Origin of the sequence: Rhizobium gallicum bv. gallicum R602sp (assembly GCF_000816845.1) — a bacterium.
Taxonomy (GTDB): Bacteria; Pseudomonadota; Alphaproteobacteria; order Rhizobiales; family Rhizobiaceae; genus Rhizobium; species Rhizobium gallicum.
This window is the reverse complement of sequence record NZ_CP006880.1, coordinates 63,456-79,684: the sequence shown is the minus strand read 5'-3', so window position 1 is coordinate 79,684 and position 16,229 is coordinate 63,456. Positions and strand designations below refer to the sequence as shown.

Genomic DNA, 16,229 nt, shown 5'->3' with positions numbered 1-16,229 from the left:
AAGGCTTGCCTGACGTTCATTCCTTCATATCGACAGCATATCCCTCGCCGCGAACCGTGCGGATGACCTCTCGCCCGAGCGCGTCGTGCAAGGAGCGGCGCAATCGCGCCACATGCACGTCGACGGTTCGCGGGTCTACGAAATTCGCCTTTGGCCAGACTGCCTCGATCAGTTCGGGCCGGCCAAACACCCGCCCGGGTGTGCTCATCAAAGTGCTGAGTATTCGAAATTCGATCGGGCTTAGGCCTACCGGCTTGTCGTTTGCCAGCGCCCGCCTTGCAGCGGTATCGAGCCGAAGATCGTCGGGACCGGAAATGGCGGGGCGACCGGCAACGTCATGGGGGCCTGCTTTAAGGCGGCCATGAAGGTAAGACAGCAGCCATTCTGGCTTCATCGGGCGAATGAAACTCTCATCGATCTCGGCCTTGAGAATGTCGATATAGGGAACTCCTTCGGCAACGAGCGCGACGACCAGCACGTCTGTGGAACGGCCTGATGCCTTCAGCCGATCGGAAAGATCTGAAAGGATTGAGGACGCCGGCTGGCAGTCGATCAGCAGCACTTCGATCTTTTTCTCGGCGATCAAGGCCAGTGCTGCCTCGGATCCATCGGCCAGAACCGTGGAATAGCCTGCGGCCAAGAGAACGTGGGACAGCATCAGGTAGTAGTCCGCATCCGTCGATAGGATTGCGATACGGGGTGTCATTTGGTACCTCGCGGGCGTCCTGCGATGAAGGACCATTTTTGATGTTACATCATACAAGGCAGATAGCGGCAAAACCACCTCCAGTAGGCGTATAGACGAGAACTTCGCTTATTAAACACGTTTTACGTGATTCATGAAGGCTTGACCTTCTACTTTTGTTGCAACATAATGTGACCAGCATTGATTGAACGCTAGCACTCGTGGCTGATTGCCAAGGACGGCACGTGATCGTGGCCCGTAGGGATTGACGTCCGGCAATCGTCTTTCGATCAACCCGCGCCGGACGGTGACGGGACGAGTGGATGCGTGACAAAGGTCTGAAGCAACAACATTGTTTTGAAGCGGCGCTGCGCGCTGGCACTACAACCGAAACCGCGGCGGCCGCCGCCTCCTCGCTCTACGGCGCCTGCGCAAAAACGGCTGTCGCCTGGTGCGCCATTCACGCGCGCAGTGATGGGCGGAGAGGCGACTTCGCCTTTTGGGTCCGGGTGTTTCGCCATCTTGACGACGACGGCTAGTCTAAGGCCAAGTTCTCCTGGAGGAACGCAAGCGTCTTGTTCGATGGGCAAAGCGACCGAAACTTGCGGTGACAAACGCGCGCTCCAAAAGCTGTTCGAGCGGCTTTCTTGGGGCGAGGTGAGCGCCGACCTGTTCGGGCCAAACGTGGCGTGAGCCGACGGCACTCTTCCCGGCTAAGAGTTTCCGTGTCGCGCTCGCCTGGGAGAGTTGCCTAACGAGCCGCACACGCGTCCAACGTCCGGTTGATCTAGATTTCGGTTGCGCTCTTCAATCATGATGAGCGCAACAAGGCGTTGATGTCGGCGCGCGAGGGCATGGCGGGGGCCGTGCCCGGCCGTGTTACGGCGATTGCCGCAGTCGCGCAACCGAAGCGGACAGCCTCGACCGGCGCACATCCTTCGGAAATCGCCGTCGCGAAGGCACCAAGGAAGGCATCCCCGGCTCCGGTTGTGTCGATGACATTGCCTGCTGAGAACGCCGGTACGAATTCGCTCTGCCCGGTGCTGTGATAAAACGCGCCGCGTGCGCCGAGCGTGATGATCACCGCTCGCGCCCCCCGATCAAGCAAGGTGGAGGCCGCCGCACGTGCCTGTTCATCAGTTTCGATCGGGTGGCCCACCATTTCCGCTGCTTCAACTTCATTCGGGACGATGAAATCGCACAAGCCGTAGATGCTGTCCGGGATGGCGCGGGCAGGTGCGGGGTTGAAGATCGTCGTCGCGCCTGCCGTTTTCGCCATCGACAGGCCATGTATGGCCGCTTCGAGGGGTTGTTCGAGTTGGGTCATGAAGATGGCAGCGTTTTCGATCTCCGTCCGGTTCGCGTCGACATCGTCGATGCCGATAAGGCCTGCCGCACCCGGTGCGACGATGATGGCATTGTCGCCACTTACTTCGTCGACGAAGATGAAGGCCGCGCCTGTGGATACGCCTTCCATCTTCATCACATTGGCTTTCACGCCCGCCGCCGCATAGGCCGCAAGCGCCATCTCGCCGAACGGGTCGTTGCCGACCCGGGAGATAAAGGTCACTTTACCGCCGGCTTTTGCCGCGGCAATTGCCTGGTTGGAGCCCTTGCCTCCCGGCCCGAGCGTAAAGCCCGACCCCATCAGCGTCTCGGCAATATGGGGCAGGCGCTTGGCCTTGTAGGCAGTGTCGGCGGCAAAAATGCCCAGAATGACGATCCCGCTTTTTTCGCTCATCTGACGGCCTCCGCCGCCGCAATGACACCCTTGGTCAGAAGGAAACATCCGTAGAAGCGCAGTTCCCCGGTTGCGATCACACAATAGGCCTTGCTGGCGATGTCATAGAACGCCATGCGTTCGACGGGATACATCGGCGATGGCTTGCCTTCGGCGCGGTCGACAATGGCCTGGACTTCCTGTTGAATCGGCGGAATTTCATCGGGCTTGCCGATCACTTCCATGCGGCCCGCCGAAGGCTGGATCGGTGTGTCCAGCGGGAAGACGGAAAGGACCGCGTCTATCGCCTGCGGCGCGGGGATGTTTTCCATAGTCAAAAGCTTACCCAGACGCGTCTGGCGGGCTATCGAATCCGACGGAAAGTTCATGTCGGAAATGACGAGATAGTCGCCGTGTCCCATGTTGCAAAGTGCTTGAAGAATGTCGCCGTTGAGTTCGGCCCTGATTCCCTTGAGCATTGATCCTTCCATCCCTTTCTAATGGCCGCAGTGCCGGCCTTGCTTCAATTTCTATGCCCAGCGATATCCGCCTTAGGTTGCGCGGGCGGGCCGCTTGAACCACGCACGATCAGCGACCCGTCAACCATCTCGTCTTCCCTGCCCGGTGGTTCCTCAAGGAGAAGGCCGACGGCGCGCCGTGCCAGCGTGTCGGCCGGCTGGCGTATGGTCGTCAGCCGCGGCACGACGAGATTGGCGAGCGAAATGTCGTCGAAACCCGTCACTGACAGCTTGCGCGGCACGTCGATCTTGAGGTCGCGGGCAGCGCGCAGCGCGCCGATGGCCTGCTGGTCGCTGGCAGCTGCAACCGCCGTTGGCCGGTCCTGCGGCGGACGCGAAAGCAGGTCTCGGGCAATTCTTTCACCGGACTCGTAGTCGAATCTGCCGTAGGCAATTTCGAGTTCAACGCGTTCGCCGGTCCTGCCGAACCGGTCGATTTGGCTGACGAAGCCCTCCTGGCGCATGCGCCCGGCCTCGGTGTCGAGCGGCCCGGCGATATAGGCGATGTGGCGGTGCCCCAGCCCATAGAGATGGTCCGCAATCAGCGCGGCCGCTTGCGCATGGTTGGTCGACACCAGGGGAAAGGTGCCGAAGCGCCGGTCCAGCGATATGATCGGAACCGCTGCCTCGAGGTGGAGCCCCGAACCATCGCTCGAAGCCACCACGATGATGCCGCGCACCGACCGGTCAAGAAACGCAGAGACGTGGCTCTGCTCTGCGGCGCGATCATTATGCGAGCTCGCCAGCATGAGGCTATGCCCGCATTCGAGCGCCGCACGCTCGACGCTTGCGGCAAGCTGCGCGAAGAAAGGATTGGTGATGTCGGGAACGACGAGGCCGATGACGTCGGTTCTGCTGGTGCGCAGCGCTCTCGCGGTCACGTTCGGACGGTAACCGAGCGCAGAAATCGCACCGTTGACCTTTTCGCGCAGCATAGGTTTGACGGCGGTTTCGCCTGACAGCACGCGCGAAACGGTGCCCACGGATACGCCTGCATATTCGGCGACATCCTTGACTGTGGGCATCTTTGACATTTTCGAACGCCCCGCCGCTACTTGACTGCTCCTGCGGTCATCCCGGCGATGATGTGCTTTTCCAGCACGACGCCAACGATGACCAGCGGAAGGATACCGGCGGTGGAAAGGGCGGCCATCGACCACCAGTTGATGCCCTGGCTGCCCGTCTGGCTGGCAATCATCACCGGCAGGGTGTTGGTATTGGTGGAGGTCAGCAGCGCGGCGAAGAAATATTCGTTCCAGCACAGGATCAGCGCCAGGAGGAAGGCGGCAACCATGCCCGGCAGAACGAGCGGCACGATGATGCGGGCAAATGCGCCCCAGACCGACAGCCCATCGACGAGCGCGGCCTCCTCGAGCTCTACTGGCACCGTAGCGAACTGGTCGCGCATGATCCAGACGACGATCGGCAGGACCATCAGCGTGTAGACGGCGATCATGCCCACATAAGTGTCCAGCAGCGCCAACTCCTTGTAGAGAACCAGGAACGGCAGGGCGAGGACGACGGGCGGCATAATGAGCTGCGACAAGAAGAAGAAGGAAATGTCGGAGTTGCGCATATGCCCGAACTTATAGGAAAAGCGGCTGAGGCCATAGGCCGCGAGCGATCCGAGCACGACTGCAAGGGCGGACGCCGTGACCGAGATGATGACGCTGTTCCAGAGCCTGCGCATGAACTCGTCGCGCACCGTCGATATCTGGAAGATCGTATCCGGGGAAAGCCCGAGCGAGCGCCAGCCCAGCCAGCTGGGCGAAAAGTTGAACCAGGGGATCAGATTGCCCCGCATGACATCGGCGGCCGTCTTGAACGAAGTCGAGACCGTCCAGAACAGCGGGAAGACGCATACAAATGCCCATATGACGAGCAGGCCGTAGACGGCCAAACGCATGGCCCACCAGCGAATTCGCTGCCCGCGCGCATATTTTTCGAAATCGATCCGGACCATCAGAGCCTTCCTGTCATGCGCTTCACGATGCGGTCGGAAAACTTCATCAGCACCGTCATACCGAAGACGATGATCACCAGATAGACGAGTGCGAGAAGGGTGCCATATCCGACATTCGAACGGTCGCGGTATTCGCGATAGATGAAACTGGTGACGGAATCGGTCGCCCCGCCAGGACCTCCTGATGTCACCGTGATGATGATGTCGGCGAGCTTGAGCTTGAAGATGATGCGGATCATCACCGCCGTTACCGAAACAGGCAGCATGAGCGGGAAAATGACCTTCCAAAAGCGTTGCCACTTGGTGGCACCATCGACTTCGGCCGCCTCCAGCACCTCCCGCGACAAGGCCTGCAATCCGGCGAGCAGCATGATCATCATGAAGGGAATGAAGGTCCAGGCGTCCATGATCATGATCGAAAGCCGCGCTGTCAGCGGGTCGCCGAAGAAGGATGGATTTTCAAAGCCGAGCCAGCGGGCAAGCCGCGCGACCGGGCCGAAACGGGTCTCCATCATCGACTTGCCGACCATCCAACTCACCGCGACCGGCGACAGCATCAAGGGCACCAGGAAGGTCACGCGCCAGAACTTGCGTGCGATGATTTCCTGGTTGAGAAGCAAGGCCAGGCCGAACGCGATTGCATATTCGACCGCAATCGCCAGACAATAAAGAATCATATTGAGTAAGGCATTGGTATAGAACGGATCCGCGATCATCCGGCGCACATTGTCGAGCCCGTTGAAGCGGCGCCCGGTTGAAGAGGCGAGGTTCCAATCAGAAAAGCCGATCCAGAGCGCAAAGATCAGCGGGAATACCACCATCGACACAACGAAAAGCGCTGCCGGCAGAACAAAAAGCACCTTCTTGCCTGCCTCGCCGTAAATGACGACGCGCGTGACGCAGAGGGCCGCGGCCCAGAGAAAATAGGCGTAGAGAACCGGGCGCCAGTTCGCGAATCCCCAATCGATCCAGCCCAGCTCATGAGCACCCTGTAATACAAACGATACTACGAACCATATAGCGCTCAGCCACAGAGCCGCGCGGCCCCAGAAACGACGGCTCGCGGAAATGTAGCCGGCTTCGACCGTGTGGAGCAGGTCGCCTTCGACTGTCGACATGATATTCCTCGTCCGGACAGAATGGGCGCTGGCGAAATCGCTTCCGATCCGCCAGCGCGTTTAGTCAACCGGTCAGAGCCCGAGGCTCGCCCGATAGAGTTTCAGCTGGCTATCGCGGCCGATCTGGTCGGTGATCTTCTCCCAGGCGCCTGCAATCGCATCCGCGGTTTCCTGTGCCGACTTGTACTGTCCGGCAAAACCCTTCGCCAGTTCGTCCTCGGCGACAGAGTAATATTGGAAGATGCCGGGGATGCGCGGTTCGATGGCCGCGTTCGGGTGGTTGTAGCTGTCGGCGTTCGAACCCAGATAGTCCTCGATATAGGCGCGGTCGTAACCTGCCTTTTCCCATTCGTCATAGTTGAAGTTGGACTGACGGTAGGGCTGGAAGCCGGAGGGATAGGCCGACGTCCACAGGGACAGATCCTTGCCGCCGAGATGGGCAGCAGCAGACCAAGCGGCCTTGCGCTTCTTCTCGTCGCTTGAGACCTGCTTGGTGACGTAGATGCCCCAGCCGAGATAGGCCATGTTCGGCGCTTCGTTGTACTTGTCTTCCCATTGCCCGGTCTTGCGGTTGAAGACGCGGTTGGAGCCGCGATTGATGCCGAAGCCGACCACGTCGCCCACAACTGAGGTGTCCGAGGTGCGCGCGCCGGAGCCGACATCGCCCCACCACATGAGCATTGCGCCGGTGCCTGCCAGGAACTGCGAGAAGGCTGTGGTGCCAGGATCGGCATTGATCTGGTCGGCCGGATAGGCCTTGGCCGCGATCAGATCCAAGACGTCCTGGATCGCCTGAACCCAGGCGGGGTTATTGACAAGTGGCTTCATGTTTTCAGGATCGAACAGCCAAGCCGGGTCGCCCGGATATTTGGCATAGGCCGTCGCGCGGTTCTCGATGAAATAGAAGCCGAAACCGCCCCAACCCTTGAGCGGGTCGAGATAACCGTAGGCTGGCTGGCCGGTCAGCGGATCGGTCTTGCCGATCAGCGCCTTGGAAGCTTCGTTAACTTCCTGCCAGGTCTTCGGCGGCTCGGCCATGCCACTGATCGATCCTTCGCCGAAGTAATCCTTGCGATAGGCGAAGGTGTGGCAGTCGCCGTCGATCGTCACGCGATAGGTCTTGCCGTCCCAGGTGCCGACAGGCGGCTTCAGGTAACTCACCAAGTCGTCGGCCTCGATCTGCTTTCCAACCCAGTCGGGCATCTCGTCCAGAAGCCCGCGCCCGGCGGTGTCGCCTTCGAAGGGTGCGCCCATTTCAAGGATGTCGAAGTCGACCGTTCCGGTTGCAATCGACTGTTGAAGGCGGGCGTTGTAGTCGGCCTGGGCAAGGTCGATCCAGTTGATCTTGGCTCCCGTATAGGCTTCCCACGGCTTCAGGAAACCGCGGAAAAGGAAGTTGTGGAGATTCTGATTGTTGAGCCCCATGAAGGTCAGCTCGACACCGGCGAACTCGCCCTGCTTGACATTCGCCTTGGTCGGACCGAGGCAGAGCTCGCCCACCTTCTGCCAGTCTGCGTCCGTTGGCGAACCTTTGCCGACACCCGGAATTTGCAGGATCTGGGCGCGCAAATCATCGGCGGCAAAAGCCGTGCCGGCAATCCCGCCCATCGCGCCCGACAGGCCGAGCAGAGCCGCGGCACTTGCCGTTCCGCGCAAAACGTCGCGGCGACTTGCCTGACGGCGCATTAATGCATCGTATATTTCGACCTTCATGTCTTCCTCCTCGACGTTTCGTTGTGCTGCCGCCAGCCAGTGTTGCCGGACTGGCTCCCAGTCCCAACTTAAGACTGGCCTCGTGCAGAACTATCTGGTAAACAAGAAAATGAAACGTTTCATATCTTGCTTGAAACCGCTCCTCCCGGTCTCGCCATCGAGCATTAGACGGCAAGCGGAAAAAGTCAATGAAAAATGAAACGTTTCATGGAGGAGATTGTCGGGTGCTTTTGAGCAGAGGCAGGAGGGGCCGATTTCACCCCGGCCGGATGCTCGAAATTCCACGGCAAGATATGCATAAGCCCCGGACTCTCCGCAAAAGGGAGATCGCCGGAAAGCAAGTGGGAGCGAGATGGCTGAGGTCAATATTTCAGGGGCGAAGAAAGCCTACGGCGCCGTAAATGTCCTGCACAATGTAGATATAGAAATCCGCGACGGCGAGTTTGTAGTGCTCGTCGGCCCGTCCGGTTGCGGGAAGTCGACTTTGTTGCGGATGGTGGCAGGGCTCGAGAGCATCACGGGCGGCGCCATCTCAATCGGCGGAAAGGTCGTCAACAATCTGCCGCCCAAGGACCGCGATATTGCGATGGTCTTCCAGAGCTATGCGCTCTATCCGCACAAAACCGTTGCCGAAAACATGGTCTTTGCGCTGCGCCTACAGAAGCAACCAGCGGACGTCATCAAACAGCGCCTGCAGGCGGCGGCCGAAACGCTCGATCTCGTGCCCTACTTGGACCGTTATCCGCGCCAGCTTTCGGGTGGCCAGCGGCAGCGTGTGGCGATGGGTCGAGCCATCGTCAGGTCGCCGCAAGTATTCCTGTTCGACGAGCCTTTGTCGAACCTGGATGCCAAGCTGCGCGTGCAGATGCGCAAGGAGATCAAGGAACTGCACCAGCGGCTGAAAACCACGACCATCTATGTCACTCATGACCAGGTCGAAGCGATGACCATGGCCGACAAGATCGTGGTGATGCAGGGCGGCAAGGTCGAACAGATCGGCACGCCTCTGGAACTTTACGACCGTCCCAACAACACGTTCGTGGCAACCTTCATCGGCTCGCCGTCGATGAATCTCCTCAAAGGCCGGTACAAGGCCGATGGTGCAATCTTCGTCACGGAGAACGGCGACGAGATCCCGCTCGGTTTCACCCCGGAAGCGTCCGACGGGCAGTCTGTCCTCCTGGGCGTGCGGCCTGAACATCTGTCGCTGGCCCAAAGCGGCCTCACGGCGACGGTCAACGTCACCGAACCCACCGGCCATGAAACGATGGTGTTCCTGCGTTACGGGCCGGGCGAGCTTGTCGCGGTCTTTTCGGAACGCCACGATTTTGAGCCAGGGCAGGTCGTGACGATAGCCCCTCGTACCGGAAAGCTCCATCTATTCGATGCGGGATCGGGCAAGACGTTGCGGCCGAATTGAGCCTCGGACTTTCCGCCAACTTAAGCGTTAACGTCATCGTCTTGGCTGAAGGCGGGATCAGCCGGGCCACATGACGAAGCGCAGCGGATCGCCCCCCGTCTTCGGCGCGAAGGTGGCGGTGACCTCCAGCAAGGTCGCCGTCGACCGAGACGTAGTAGACCACCATGTCGAGGGATCCTGCGTGCAGGCTGCCGCCTCCGATCGGGCGTCCGATGGTTGCTTCCTCGGCAAAAGCCGGGTTGCAAGAAACAGCGCGGCCAGGAGCGATGCGCTCAGGGTTCTGCGGATCATCTCACCCTTTTTGACTGGGCCGCCCCTCCCCGGCGACATCGACGGCGACGATTACGTCGGCGGCTGCGCGAAAGCCGCGGTTGCCGCGAGCCTGACGATCGGGTCAGGGCAGCGATATCTCTGCGGCGAGGCCTCCGCCGAGGCGGTTGTAGATCCTTACTGTGCCGCCAACCGAGACGGCAAGCTGCTGAGCGATGGCCAGTCCAAGCCCTGTACCCCCGGTGTCGCGGTTGCGCGAAGTCTCAAGCCGGTAGAACGGTTGCATGGCGGCCTCCAGCTTGTCGTCCGGAATACCTGGCCCACGATCGGTGACCGTAATGATGGTATTTCCATCGCCCTTCCGTTCGACGCTGATCTCGGCAGCACCCGCAAATTTGAGGGCGTTGTCGATGAAGTTGGTCAGGATACGTCTCAACGAATAGGGCTTCGTCACGGCCGTGCCCTGAACGATGCCTGCAACGGTGACCGCCTTTCCAGTATCCTGGTAATCGTAGGCGATGCTGTCGATAAAGGAAGACAGATCAATGCGAGATGTCTTTTCGCCGTTGCCGTGAGAACTGCGCGCAAAGGCAATTCCGTCCTGAACCAACCGCTCGATCTCCCGCAGGTCGCTGACCAGCTTGTCCTTTTCCGGGGTATCGTCCGCCAAATCGGCGCGCAGGCGCATGCGCGTGATCGGCGTCTGCAGGTCATGCGAGATCGCCGCGAGAATCTGCACGCGTTCTTCCAGGTAATGGGCGATACGGTCGCGCATGGCGTTGAAGGCGCGCGCCGCGTTGGCGACTTCGCTCGGCCCGCTCTCGCTCAATGGGGACCCCTTCTTGTTGGGATCGAGTGCATCGGCGGCGGCCGCGAGATCGCTAAGCGGGCGAACCGCCTGGCGCACCGCAAACCAGGTGCAGAGGATCAGCAGCACCATCTGGGCGGCAAAGACATATGGCAGCCATTCGGCCAACGGCATGACGCCGCGCGGCGTCACGTCAATGGTGAGCGGTGCACCGTCTGAAAGAGTCAGATGTCCCTGCAGCCGCTTGCCGTCACCTGGAATGGCTTCGACGCGGAGCGGAAACCTGTTGCCTGCCGCCTCCTCTATCCGTTTTGCAATCTCCGCTCCGCGTCCCGACATGTCCGGCACACCGGGAAGACCCGGCCCAAGAACAAGGCGATAGTTGCCACGGCTCAGGCGGTCCAGCCATTCGGCCCGCTCGTTGGCGGGCAGTCGGTCGATCACGGCTATCGACGTCGCTAGATCGCTTTCCAGCGTGCCAAGCATGACGGCCTTGGCCGACATGTAGCGCTCGGCAAAAAGGATGCTGAACGAGAGGCTATAGGCGATCGCCAGTCCGGCAAATAGGATCAGGAAGAGGCGCGAGCGTAGCGTGCTTGGCCACCAGCCGAAACGGGACTTGCCGCCCTCACTCATGTCCTAGGCACCGAAATCTCGACCGGTACGGAGAACACGTAGCCTTCAGCCCGCACCGTCTTGATGTAGGTCGGCTCGCGTGCGTCGTCACCGAGCCGCTGGCGCAGACGGCTGACCAGAAGGTCGATCGATCGGTCGAAGAGCTCGGCATCGCGGCCCTGCGTCAGGTTCAAGATCTGATCTCGGTTGAGCACGCGTTGGGGATGATCGATGAAGACCCGCAACAATCGGTATTCGGCACCACTTAGCGCGATCTCCGTGCCGTCTCTGTCAAGAAGGTGCCGGCCAACGGTGTCGAGCCGCCACTCGCCAAAAGTCAGCAGCTGTCCTGCCTCGCTGATCTGAAGGTTGGGCGGCAACATTCGCGTGCGCCGCAGCACCGCCTTGATGCGGGCAAGAAGCTCACGCGCCGCGAAAGGCTTCGGGAGATAGTCGTCGGCTCCCATTTCGAGCCCGATGATCCGGTCCATCTCGTCGTCGCGCGCCGTCAACATGACAACCGGCGTCGCCTTGTGCTTGCCGGCGCGAAGTTCCCGGCAAAGGACCAGCCCGTCGTCACCCGGCATCATCACATCCAGCACGATCAGATCGACCGTGCTGGTTTCGAGGAAACTGCGCATCTGCCGGCCGTCGGCGGCAACCGTGGTCCGTAGGCCGTTCTTTTTCAGGTAACTCGATACCAGTTCGCGAATTTCACGATCATCATCGACAATCAGGATGTGGTCGACATGCTCCATCTTTTGTCTTTCAAACAGTATCCATTGGCCGCTTTGCAGCCGCTATTTGCACGTGTCGGCTGCCGCGAGTAAAGGGGTTTCTCGCGACAGCTTCCAGTCAGAATTTCGCGACATCAAGGATGGCTTGGGCGAACGCCTGCGGCGCTTCCTGTGGCAGATTATGCCCGATACCGCCCGTTACATTTCGATGCTCGTATTTTCCGGAGAACCTCTTCGCATAGGAGGATGGTTCCGGATGCGGCGCGGCGTTGGCATCGCCTTCCATGGTGATCGTCGGGATCGTGATCATCGGCCCCATCGCCAGCAGCTTCTCGTAGGCATCGTATTTCGCCTCGCCTTCGACGAGACCGAGCCGCCAGCGATAGTTATGGACGGTAATTTCCACATGGTCCGGATTGTCGAACGCGCCTGCCGAACGGTTGAAGGTCTCGTCGTCGAAGGCCCAGGTGGGCGAGGCCGTCTGCCAGACCAGCTTTGCAAACTCGTGCGTGTTGGCGGCATAGCCGAGCCGGCCGCGTTCGGTTGCGAAGTAGAATTGGTACCACCAGGACAGCTCCGCCTTCGGCGGCAACGGCTTCTTGTTGACTTCCTGGCTGCCGATGAGATAGCCACTGACGGAAACCATTGCCTTGCAGCGTTCCGGCCAGAGAGCCGCCATGATGTTGACGGTGCGCGCACCCCAGTCATATCCGCCGAGGATCGCCTTTTCGACGCCGAGTGCATCCATCAAGGCGATCATGTCAGCCGCCAGCGCCGCCTGCTGGCCATTACGCGGCGTCTCGTCCGCAAGGAAGCGCGTCGTGCCATAACCGCGCAGATAGGGAATGATAACGCGGTAGCCTGCATCGGCCAGGATCGGTGCGACATCGACATAGCTGTAGATGTCGTATGGCCAGCCGTGAACGAGCAGGACGACTGGACCATCTACCGGACCGGCTTCTGCGTATCCGATATCGAGCACACCTGCCTTGATCTGCTTCAGCGCTCCGAACGAAGTATGGCCTCCCCCCTTGACCGCTCCTAAGGATACCGCGGGCGACTGGGCGTTTGCGATCGCGGTCATGCCGAATTCGGCGGCGGCCACGGCCATGGCGGCGACACCGAAGAAGCGGCGGCGCTGGTGGTTGAATTCAGGGGACATCGTTCTCTCCATCTCGATTGATCGTGACCTGAAGAGAGCCGGCCGCATGTATCCCCAATGTGTCCCGCCGAGCCCGCAATTGAATGCAGATGTAGCATCCGGCCGCCTTGATACGTTCTGATACAATCCGCTCCGCCCCTTCAACGAGCCGCCGGTGATTTGTGTCATTCTGTCGTGCACCCGGCGGTTCGTACACTGCGGTACATTTCTTATGGAAGCCGGACACATCCAGGATACGTCGCGCCCACCAGATTGGCCCCGTTGCTGGCCGTGCCCCATCGCCGTCCAGAACCCGACCAACCGGTTTCAAGGAAACGACGATGACACTTCTCATCATTGCCTATCTCGGAGGAGCGCTGACCATACTCAGTCCGTGCATCCTTCCCATTCTCCCCTTCGTCTTTGCCCGCGCGGGACAGCCCTTTATCCGAAGCACGCTGCCCATGCTGATCGGCATGAGTGGTACTTTCGCACTTGTCGCGACGCTTGCGTCGGTCGGCGGAAGTTGGGCGATCCATGCCAATGAATACGGGCGTTTCGCCGCAATCCTGTTGTTCGCGGTCTTCGGGGCCAGCCTTCTTTCGCCACGCGTTGCAAGCGTCATCACCCAGCCAGTCGTCGACTTCGGCAACAGGCTTCTGAATGCGTCGGGCAAACCCGGCTCCGTACCGACTGCCGCAAGCTCCTTGATCCTCGGCGTTGCGACCGGTCTGCTCTGGGCACCCTGCGCCGGGCCGATCCTCGGCCTCCTGCTGACGGGTGCGGCACTGCAAGGCGCCAATCTCCAGACGACTTTCCTCCTCGTCGCCTATGCCGCTGGTGCCGCGACATCGCTTGCCATTGCCCTTCTTGTCGGGGGCAAGATCTTTGCCGGCATGAAGCGGTCGCTCGGCGTAAGCGAGCGTCTTCGCCAGATGCTGGGTGCCGCGGTCCTGGCCGGCGTTGCCGTCATTGCGCTCGGTCTCGATACGGGCCTCCTGGCACGGCTTTCCTATACCAGCACAGCCGCCTTCGAACAGACCGTGCTTGACCAACTGCACAAGAGGCCCGCGGCGAACTCGTCCGTAGAAGCTGCCGATCGTGGCGCGACGGCTGCCATCGCTGACAGGAACCGACCATTTCGCAGCAGCCTGCCTATCGAAGGTGGTTCGCCGTCTTTAAATGGCGCCGTCGAATGGCTGAACTCGCCGCCGCTGACGACTGAACAGCTGCGCGGCAAGGTCGTCCTCGTCGATTTCTGGACCTACTCGTGCATCAACTGCATTCGCACCGTGCCTTACGTCCGTGCCTGGTCGGAAAAATATAAGGATCAGGGCCTGGTCGTGATCGGCGTGCACGCCCCCGAATTCGCTTTCGAGAAAAAGATCGACAACGTCAAAAAGGCGGTCGAGTATTTTAAGATCGGCTATCCGGTTGCGATCGACAATGACTACAAGATCTGGCGCGCCTTCGAGAACAGCTACTGGCCAGCGCATTATCTGATCGATGCAAAGGGCAATATCCGCTACCACCACTTCGGCGAAGGCAACTACCGCCAGACCGAGCAGGCGATCCAGGACCTTCTGCGCGAAGCCGGCAGCGAGATGCCCTCGACTGCGCCAGTGACCCCGGACGCCAAAGGAGCCGAGGCCAGCCCGGACCTCAAGAACGTCCGTTCGGGCGAAACCTATCTCGGATACAAACGCGCCACCAGCTTCGCCTCTCCGGAGAACCTCCGTGCCGACGCCGCCAACGCGTATTCTATCGACAAACCGGGCCTGAATGAATGGGGCCTCTCCGGAACCTGGACGGTTGGCGCTGAGCAGGCCGTCCTGAACCAGCCGGATGGTAGCATCGTCTACCGATTCAGCGCCCGCGACCTGCATCTGGTTCTCGGACCCAGTGCTGCCGGCAAGCCGGTCCGCTTCCAGGTGACGATCGACGGCAAGGCTCCCGGACCAAACCATGGCGCAGATACCGACGCCGACGGCCAGGGCACGGTGATGTCCACCAGGCTCTACCAACTCGTCCGCCAGTCCGGCGACGTGAACGAACGGACGTTCGAAATCCGTTTCCTCGATCCAGGCGTCGAAGCCTACGCCTTCACCTTCGGCTGAAACTTCATCTCCCTTACCAAAACAACCCACAACAGACAGGAGTCAAACCCATGAACCGCCACTACATCTCGACCCTAGCACTCGCCTTCGCCACGAGCGTGATTGCCTTCGCGGCACAGGCCGCCGACGTGAAAAACATCGTTATCGTCCATGGTGCGCTCGCCGATGGTTCGGGCTGGCGCAAGGCATCTGATATCCTCGTCGAGCGAGGCTTCAATGTCACGATTGTTCAGGAGCCGATCACGTCGCTTGCCGACGATATCGCCGCAACCAATCGGGTGCTCGACCTGCAGGACGGCCCAACGCTTCTCGTCGGTCATAGCTATGGCGGCATGGTGATCACCGAAGCTGGCCACAGTCCCATTGTCGCTGGTCTCGTGTATGTCGCAGCCTTCCAGCCGGACCGTGGCGAAAGCCTCCTCAGCCTCGCAAGTTCCAAGCCGGCCGGCGGCATGAATATTCGCGAAACGAAGGATGGCAAATATGTCTATCTCGACCCCGCCGCGTTCGCGAATGACTTCGCCGCGGACCTGCCGAAAGACGACGCAGCGTTTCTGGCGAGATCTCAGGTCTACGCCTCGAAGGAAGCGTTTTCCGCCAAGGTCGGGGATCCCGCTTGGAAGATAAAGCAGAGCTGGTCAATTGTTGCTTCCGAAGACCGCTCAATCAATCCTGAACTGGAACGCGAAATGGCTAAGCGCGCGGGCAGCGTGGTTACCGAGATCAAGGCAAGCCACGCCGTGTTCGCGTCGCAAGCCGAGAAGGTTGCCGACGTCATCGAAACAGCGGCGCGGCAAGTTGGTGCAAAGAGCAGGTAGGCGCATCCCCGCACCCACGATCTCCTTCACAAGTATCCTGAAAGGACACAGGCATGAAACCGATCAACGCATTTGTCGCAACCCTCCTGTTTCTCAGCAGCGGAATGACGCCGTTGCAGGCGTTCGCTGATGAACCCCTGCTACGCACGGATCTCATCAAGAGCGATATCGACGTGCCCGCCCACGAAGTTGTGCAGGTCCGTGTCGACTTTCTCCCGGGTGTTCTGGCCGCCAGGCATTCTCACCCCGGTGAAGAGATAGCCTACGTGATCGAAGGGGCGCTTGAGTATAAATTAGACGGACGCGAGCCGGTCACCCTTTCCGCAGGTCAATCACTCTTCATTCCGACCGGCGTTGCTCATTCGGCGCAAAATGTAGGCACTGGCAAAGCCTCGGAGCTTGCCACCTATATCGTCAAGAAAGGCCAGACTCTGGTCGTACCGTCAAAATAACGACTTATCCGCAACATGCGCAGGGAGCAGTGGCGCTGCCTGCGCATGTCGGCACTGTCCAAGACACGACAGCTATCGCCGCTCGGCATTGCCAGAACACACTTCGCCAAAAATGACGTCTGGGTCGGCAGGAT

General features: G+C 60.2%; 16 protein-coding genes. 5 read left to right on the top strand and 11 right to left on the bottom strand.

All coding sequences use genetic code 11. The features are described 5' to 3' along the window. Positions 1 to 16: 16 nt before the first annotated feature. Complete coding sequence (locus tag RGR602_RS23750) at positions 17 to 706, bottom strand: winged helix-turn-helix transcriptional regulator (protein WP_040114557.1); 690 nt, start codon at positions 704 to 706, stop codon at positions 17 to 19. A gap of 302 nt (positions 707 to 1,008) precedes the next feature. Here RGR602_RS23750 and RGR602_RS23745 point away from each other — a divergent pair, with 302 nt between their 5' ends. Beyond that, entirely contained in the window at positions 1,009 to 1,224 is a 216-nt protein-coding gene (locus tag RGR602_RS23745) for a hypothetical protein (RefSeq protein WP_040114556.1), read from the top strand. 272 nt (positions 1,225 to 1,496) lie between these two features. Here RGR602_RS23745 and RGR602_RS23740 read toward each other — a convergent pair whose 3' ends face one another. From RGR602_RS23740 to RGR602_RS23715, 6 genes are all read right to left on the bottom strand, one after another. Further along, positions 1,497 to 2,426, bottom strand: coding sequence for a ribokinase (locus RGR602_RS23740; protein ID WP_040114555.1), 930 nt, complete (start codon positions 2,424 to 2,426; stop codon positions 1,497 to 1,499). Further along, positions 2,423 to 2,884, bottom strand: a complete 462-nt coding sequence (locus RGR602_RS23735) for an RbsD/FucU family protein (RefSeq protein WP_040114554.1) — start codon at positions 2,882 to 2,884, stop codon at positions 2,423 to 2,425. The genes RGR602_RS23740 and RGR602_RS23735 overlap by 4 nt, the downstream gene beginning before the upstream one ends. Positions 2,885 to 2,928: 44 nt before the next feature. Next, complete coding sequence (locus RGR602_RS23730; RefSeq protein WP_040114553.1) at positions 2,929 to 3,957, bottom strand: LacI family DNA-binding transcriptional regulator; 1,029 nt, start codon at positions 3,955 to 3,957, stop codon at positions 2,929 to 2,931. A 17-nt stretch (positions 3,958 to 3,974) separates the two neighbouring features. Continuing rightward, the gene (locus RGR602_RS23725) at positions 3,975 to 4,886 is read right to left on the bottom strand and encodes a carbohydrate ABC transporter permease (protein ID WP_040114552.1); all 912 of its coding nucleotides are present in this window, start codon (positions 4,884 to 4,886) and stop codon (positions 3,975 to 3,977) included. Beyond that, a complete protein-coding gene (locus tag RGR602_RS23720; RefSeq protein WP_040114551.1) occupies positions 4,886 to 6,004 on the bottom strand; it encodes a carbohydrate ABC transporter permease in 1,119 nt (372 codons plus the stop codon). The genes RGR602_RS23725 and RGR602_RS23720 overlap by 1 nt, the downstream gene beginning before the upstream one ends. Before the next feature lie 72 nt (positions 6,005 to 6,076). Further along, positions 6,077 to 7,717, bottom strand: coding sequence for an extracellular solute-binding protein (locus RGR602_RS23715; RefSeq protein WP_040114550.1), 1,641 nt, complete (start codon positions 7,715 to 7,717; stop codon positions 6,077 to 6,079). A gap of 352 nt (positions 7,718 to 8,069) precedes the next feature. Between RGR602_RS23715 and RGR602_RS23710 the strand changes: the two genes are divergently transcribed. Beyond that, positions 8,070 to 9,137, top strand: a complete 1,068-nt coding sequence (locus tag RGR602_RS23710) for an ABC transporter ATP-binding protein (protein WP_040114549.1) — start codon at positions 8,070 to 8,072, stop codon at positions 9,135 to 9,137. Positions 9,138 to 9,194: 57 nt separating this feature from the next. On the opposite strand, the gene RGR602_RS23705 is transcribed toward RGR602_RS23710, so the two are convergent. The 4 genes from RGR602_RS23705 to RGR602_RS23690 form a co-directional block, all read right to left on the bottom strand. Continuing rightward, positions 9,195 to 9,428 carry a hypothetical protein gene (locus tag RGR602_RS23705; protein ID WP_040114548.1) on the bottom strand — a complete coding sequence of 78 codons (234 nt, stop codon included), beginning with the start codon at positions 9,426 to 9,428 and terminating at the stop codon, positions 9,195 to 9,197. A 103-nt stretch (positions 9,429 to 9,531) separates the two neighbouring features. Then, entirely contained in the window at positions 9,532 to 10,851 is a 1,320-nt protein-coding gene (locus RGR602_RS23700) for a sensor histidine kinase (RefSeq protein WP_040114547.1), read from the bottom strand. Next, positions 10,848 to 11,588 (bottom strand): response regulator, encoded by a 741-nt coding sequence (locus RGR602_RS23695; RefSeq protein WP_040114546.1) that lies wholly within the window; start codon positions 11,586 to 11,588, stop codon positions 10,848 to 10,850. Before RGR602_RS23695 ends, RGR602_RS23700 begins: the two co-directional genes overlap by 4 nt. Positions 11,589 to 11,685: 97 nt before the next feature. Then, positions 11,686 to 12,729 carry an alpha/beta fold hydrolase gene (locus RGR602_RS23690; protein ID WP_040114545.1) on the bottom strand — a complete coding sequence of 348 codons (1,044 nt, stop codon included), beginning with the start codon at positions 12,727 to 12,729 and terminating at the stop codon, positions 11,686 to 11,688. 320 nt (positions 12,730 to 13,049) lie between these two features. Between RGR602_RS23690 and RGR602_RS23685 the strand changes: the two genes are divergently transcribed. The 3 genes from RGR602_RS23685 to RGR602_RS23675 are packed head-to-tail and all read left to right on the top strand — an operon-like array spanning position 13,050 to position 16,095. After that, positions 13,050 to 14,825 (top strand): cytochrome c biogenesis protein DipZ, encoded by a 1,776-nt coding sequence (locus RGR602_RS23685; protein ID WP_040114544.1) that lies wholly within the window; start codon positions 13,050 to 13,052, stop codon positions 14,823 to 14,825. Positions 14,826 to 14,875: 50 nt separating this feature from the next. After that, the gene (locus RGR602_RS23680; RefSeq protein WP_040114543.1) at positions 14,876 to 15,643 is read left to right on the top strand and encodes an alpha/beta hydrolase; all 768 of its coding nucleotides are present in this window, start codon (positions 14,876 to 14,878) and stop codon (positions 15,641 to 15,643) included. Positions 15,644 to 15,696: 53 nt separating this feature from the next. Continuing rightward, on the top strand, positions 15,697 to 16,095 hold the full coding sequence (locus RGR602_RS23675) for a cupin domain-containing protein (RefSeq protein ID WP_040114542.1): 399 nt from the start codon (positions 15,697 to 15,699) through the stop codon (positions 16,093 to 16,095). Positions 16,096 to 16,229 lie beyond the last annotated feature (134 nt).

Excerpts from the sequence above, each read along its gene's own strand:
- RGR602_RS23695 (WP_040114546.1), bottom strand. The coding sequence starts at position 11,588 with ATGGAGCATGTCGACCACATCCTGATTGTCGATGATGATCGTGAAATT.
- RGR602_RS23740 (WP_040114555.1), bottom strand. The coding sequence starts at position 2,426 with ATGAGCGAAAAAAGCGGGATCGTCATTCTGGGCATTTTTGCCGCCGAC.
- RGR602_RS23690 (WP_040114545.1), bottom strand. The coding sequence starts at position 12,729 with ATGTCCCCTGAATTCAACCACCAGCGCCGCCGCTTCTTCGGTGTCGCC.
- RGR602_RS23720 (WP_040114551.1), bottom strand. The coding sequence starts at position 6,004 with ATGTCGACAGTCGAAGGCGACCTGCTCCACACGGTCGAAGCCGGCTAC.
- RGR602_RS23710 (WP_040114549.1), top strand. The coding sequence starts at position 8,070 with ATGGCTGAGGTCAATATTTCAGGGGCGAAGAAAGCCTACGGCGCCGTA.
- RGR602_RS23725 (WP_040114552.1), bottom strand. The coding sequence starts at position 4,886 with ATGGTCCGGATCGATTTCGAAAAATATGCGCGCGGGCAGCGAATTCGC.
- RGR602_RS23735 (WP_040114554.1), bottom strand. The coding sequence starts at position 2,884 with ATGCTCAAGGGAATCAGGGCCGAACTCAACGGCGACATTCTTCAAGCA.
- RGR602_RS23685 (WP_040114544.1), top strand. The coding sequence starts at position 13,050 with ATGACACTTCTCATCATTGCCTATCTCGGAGGAGCGCTGACCATACTC.
- RGR602_RS23730 (WP_040114553.1), bottom strand. The coding sequence starts at position 3,957 with ATGTCAAAGATGCCCACAGTCAAGGATGTCGCCGAATATGCAGGCGTA.
- RGR602_RS23700 (WP_040114547.1), bottom strand. The coding sequence starts at position 10,851 with ATGAGTGAGGGCGGCAAGTCCCGTTTCGGCTGGTGGCCAAGCACGCTA.
- RGR602_RS23715 (WP_040114550.1), bottom strand. The coding sequence starts at position 7,717 with ATGAAGGTCGAAATATACGATGCATTAATGCGCCGTCAGGCAAGTCGC.
- RGR602_RS23705 (WP_040114548.1), bottom strand. The coding sequence starts at position 9,428 with ATGATCCGCAGAACCCTGAGCGCATCGCTCCTGGCCGCGCTGTTTCTT.
- RGR602_RS23680 (WP_040114543.1), top strand. The coding sequence starts at position 14,876 with ATGAACCGCCACTACATCTCGACCCTAGCACTCGCCTTCGCCACGAGC.
- RGR602_RS23750 (WP_040114557.1), bottom strand. The coding sequence starts at position 706 with ATGACACCCCGTATCGCAATCCTATCGACGGATGCGGACTACTACCTG.
- RGR602_RS23745 (WP_040114556.1), top strand. The coding sequence starts at position 1,009 with ATGCGTGACAAAGGTCTGAAGCAACAACATTGTTTTGAAGCGGCGCTG.
- RGR602_RS23675 (WP_040114542.1), top strand. The coding sequence starts at position 15,697 with ATGAAACCGATCAACGCATTTGTCGCAACCCTCCTGTTTCTCAGCAGC.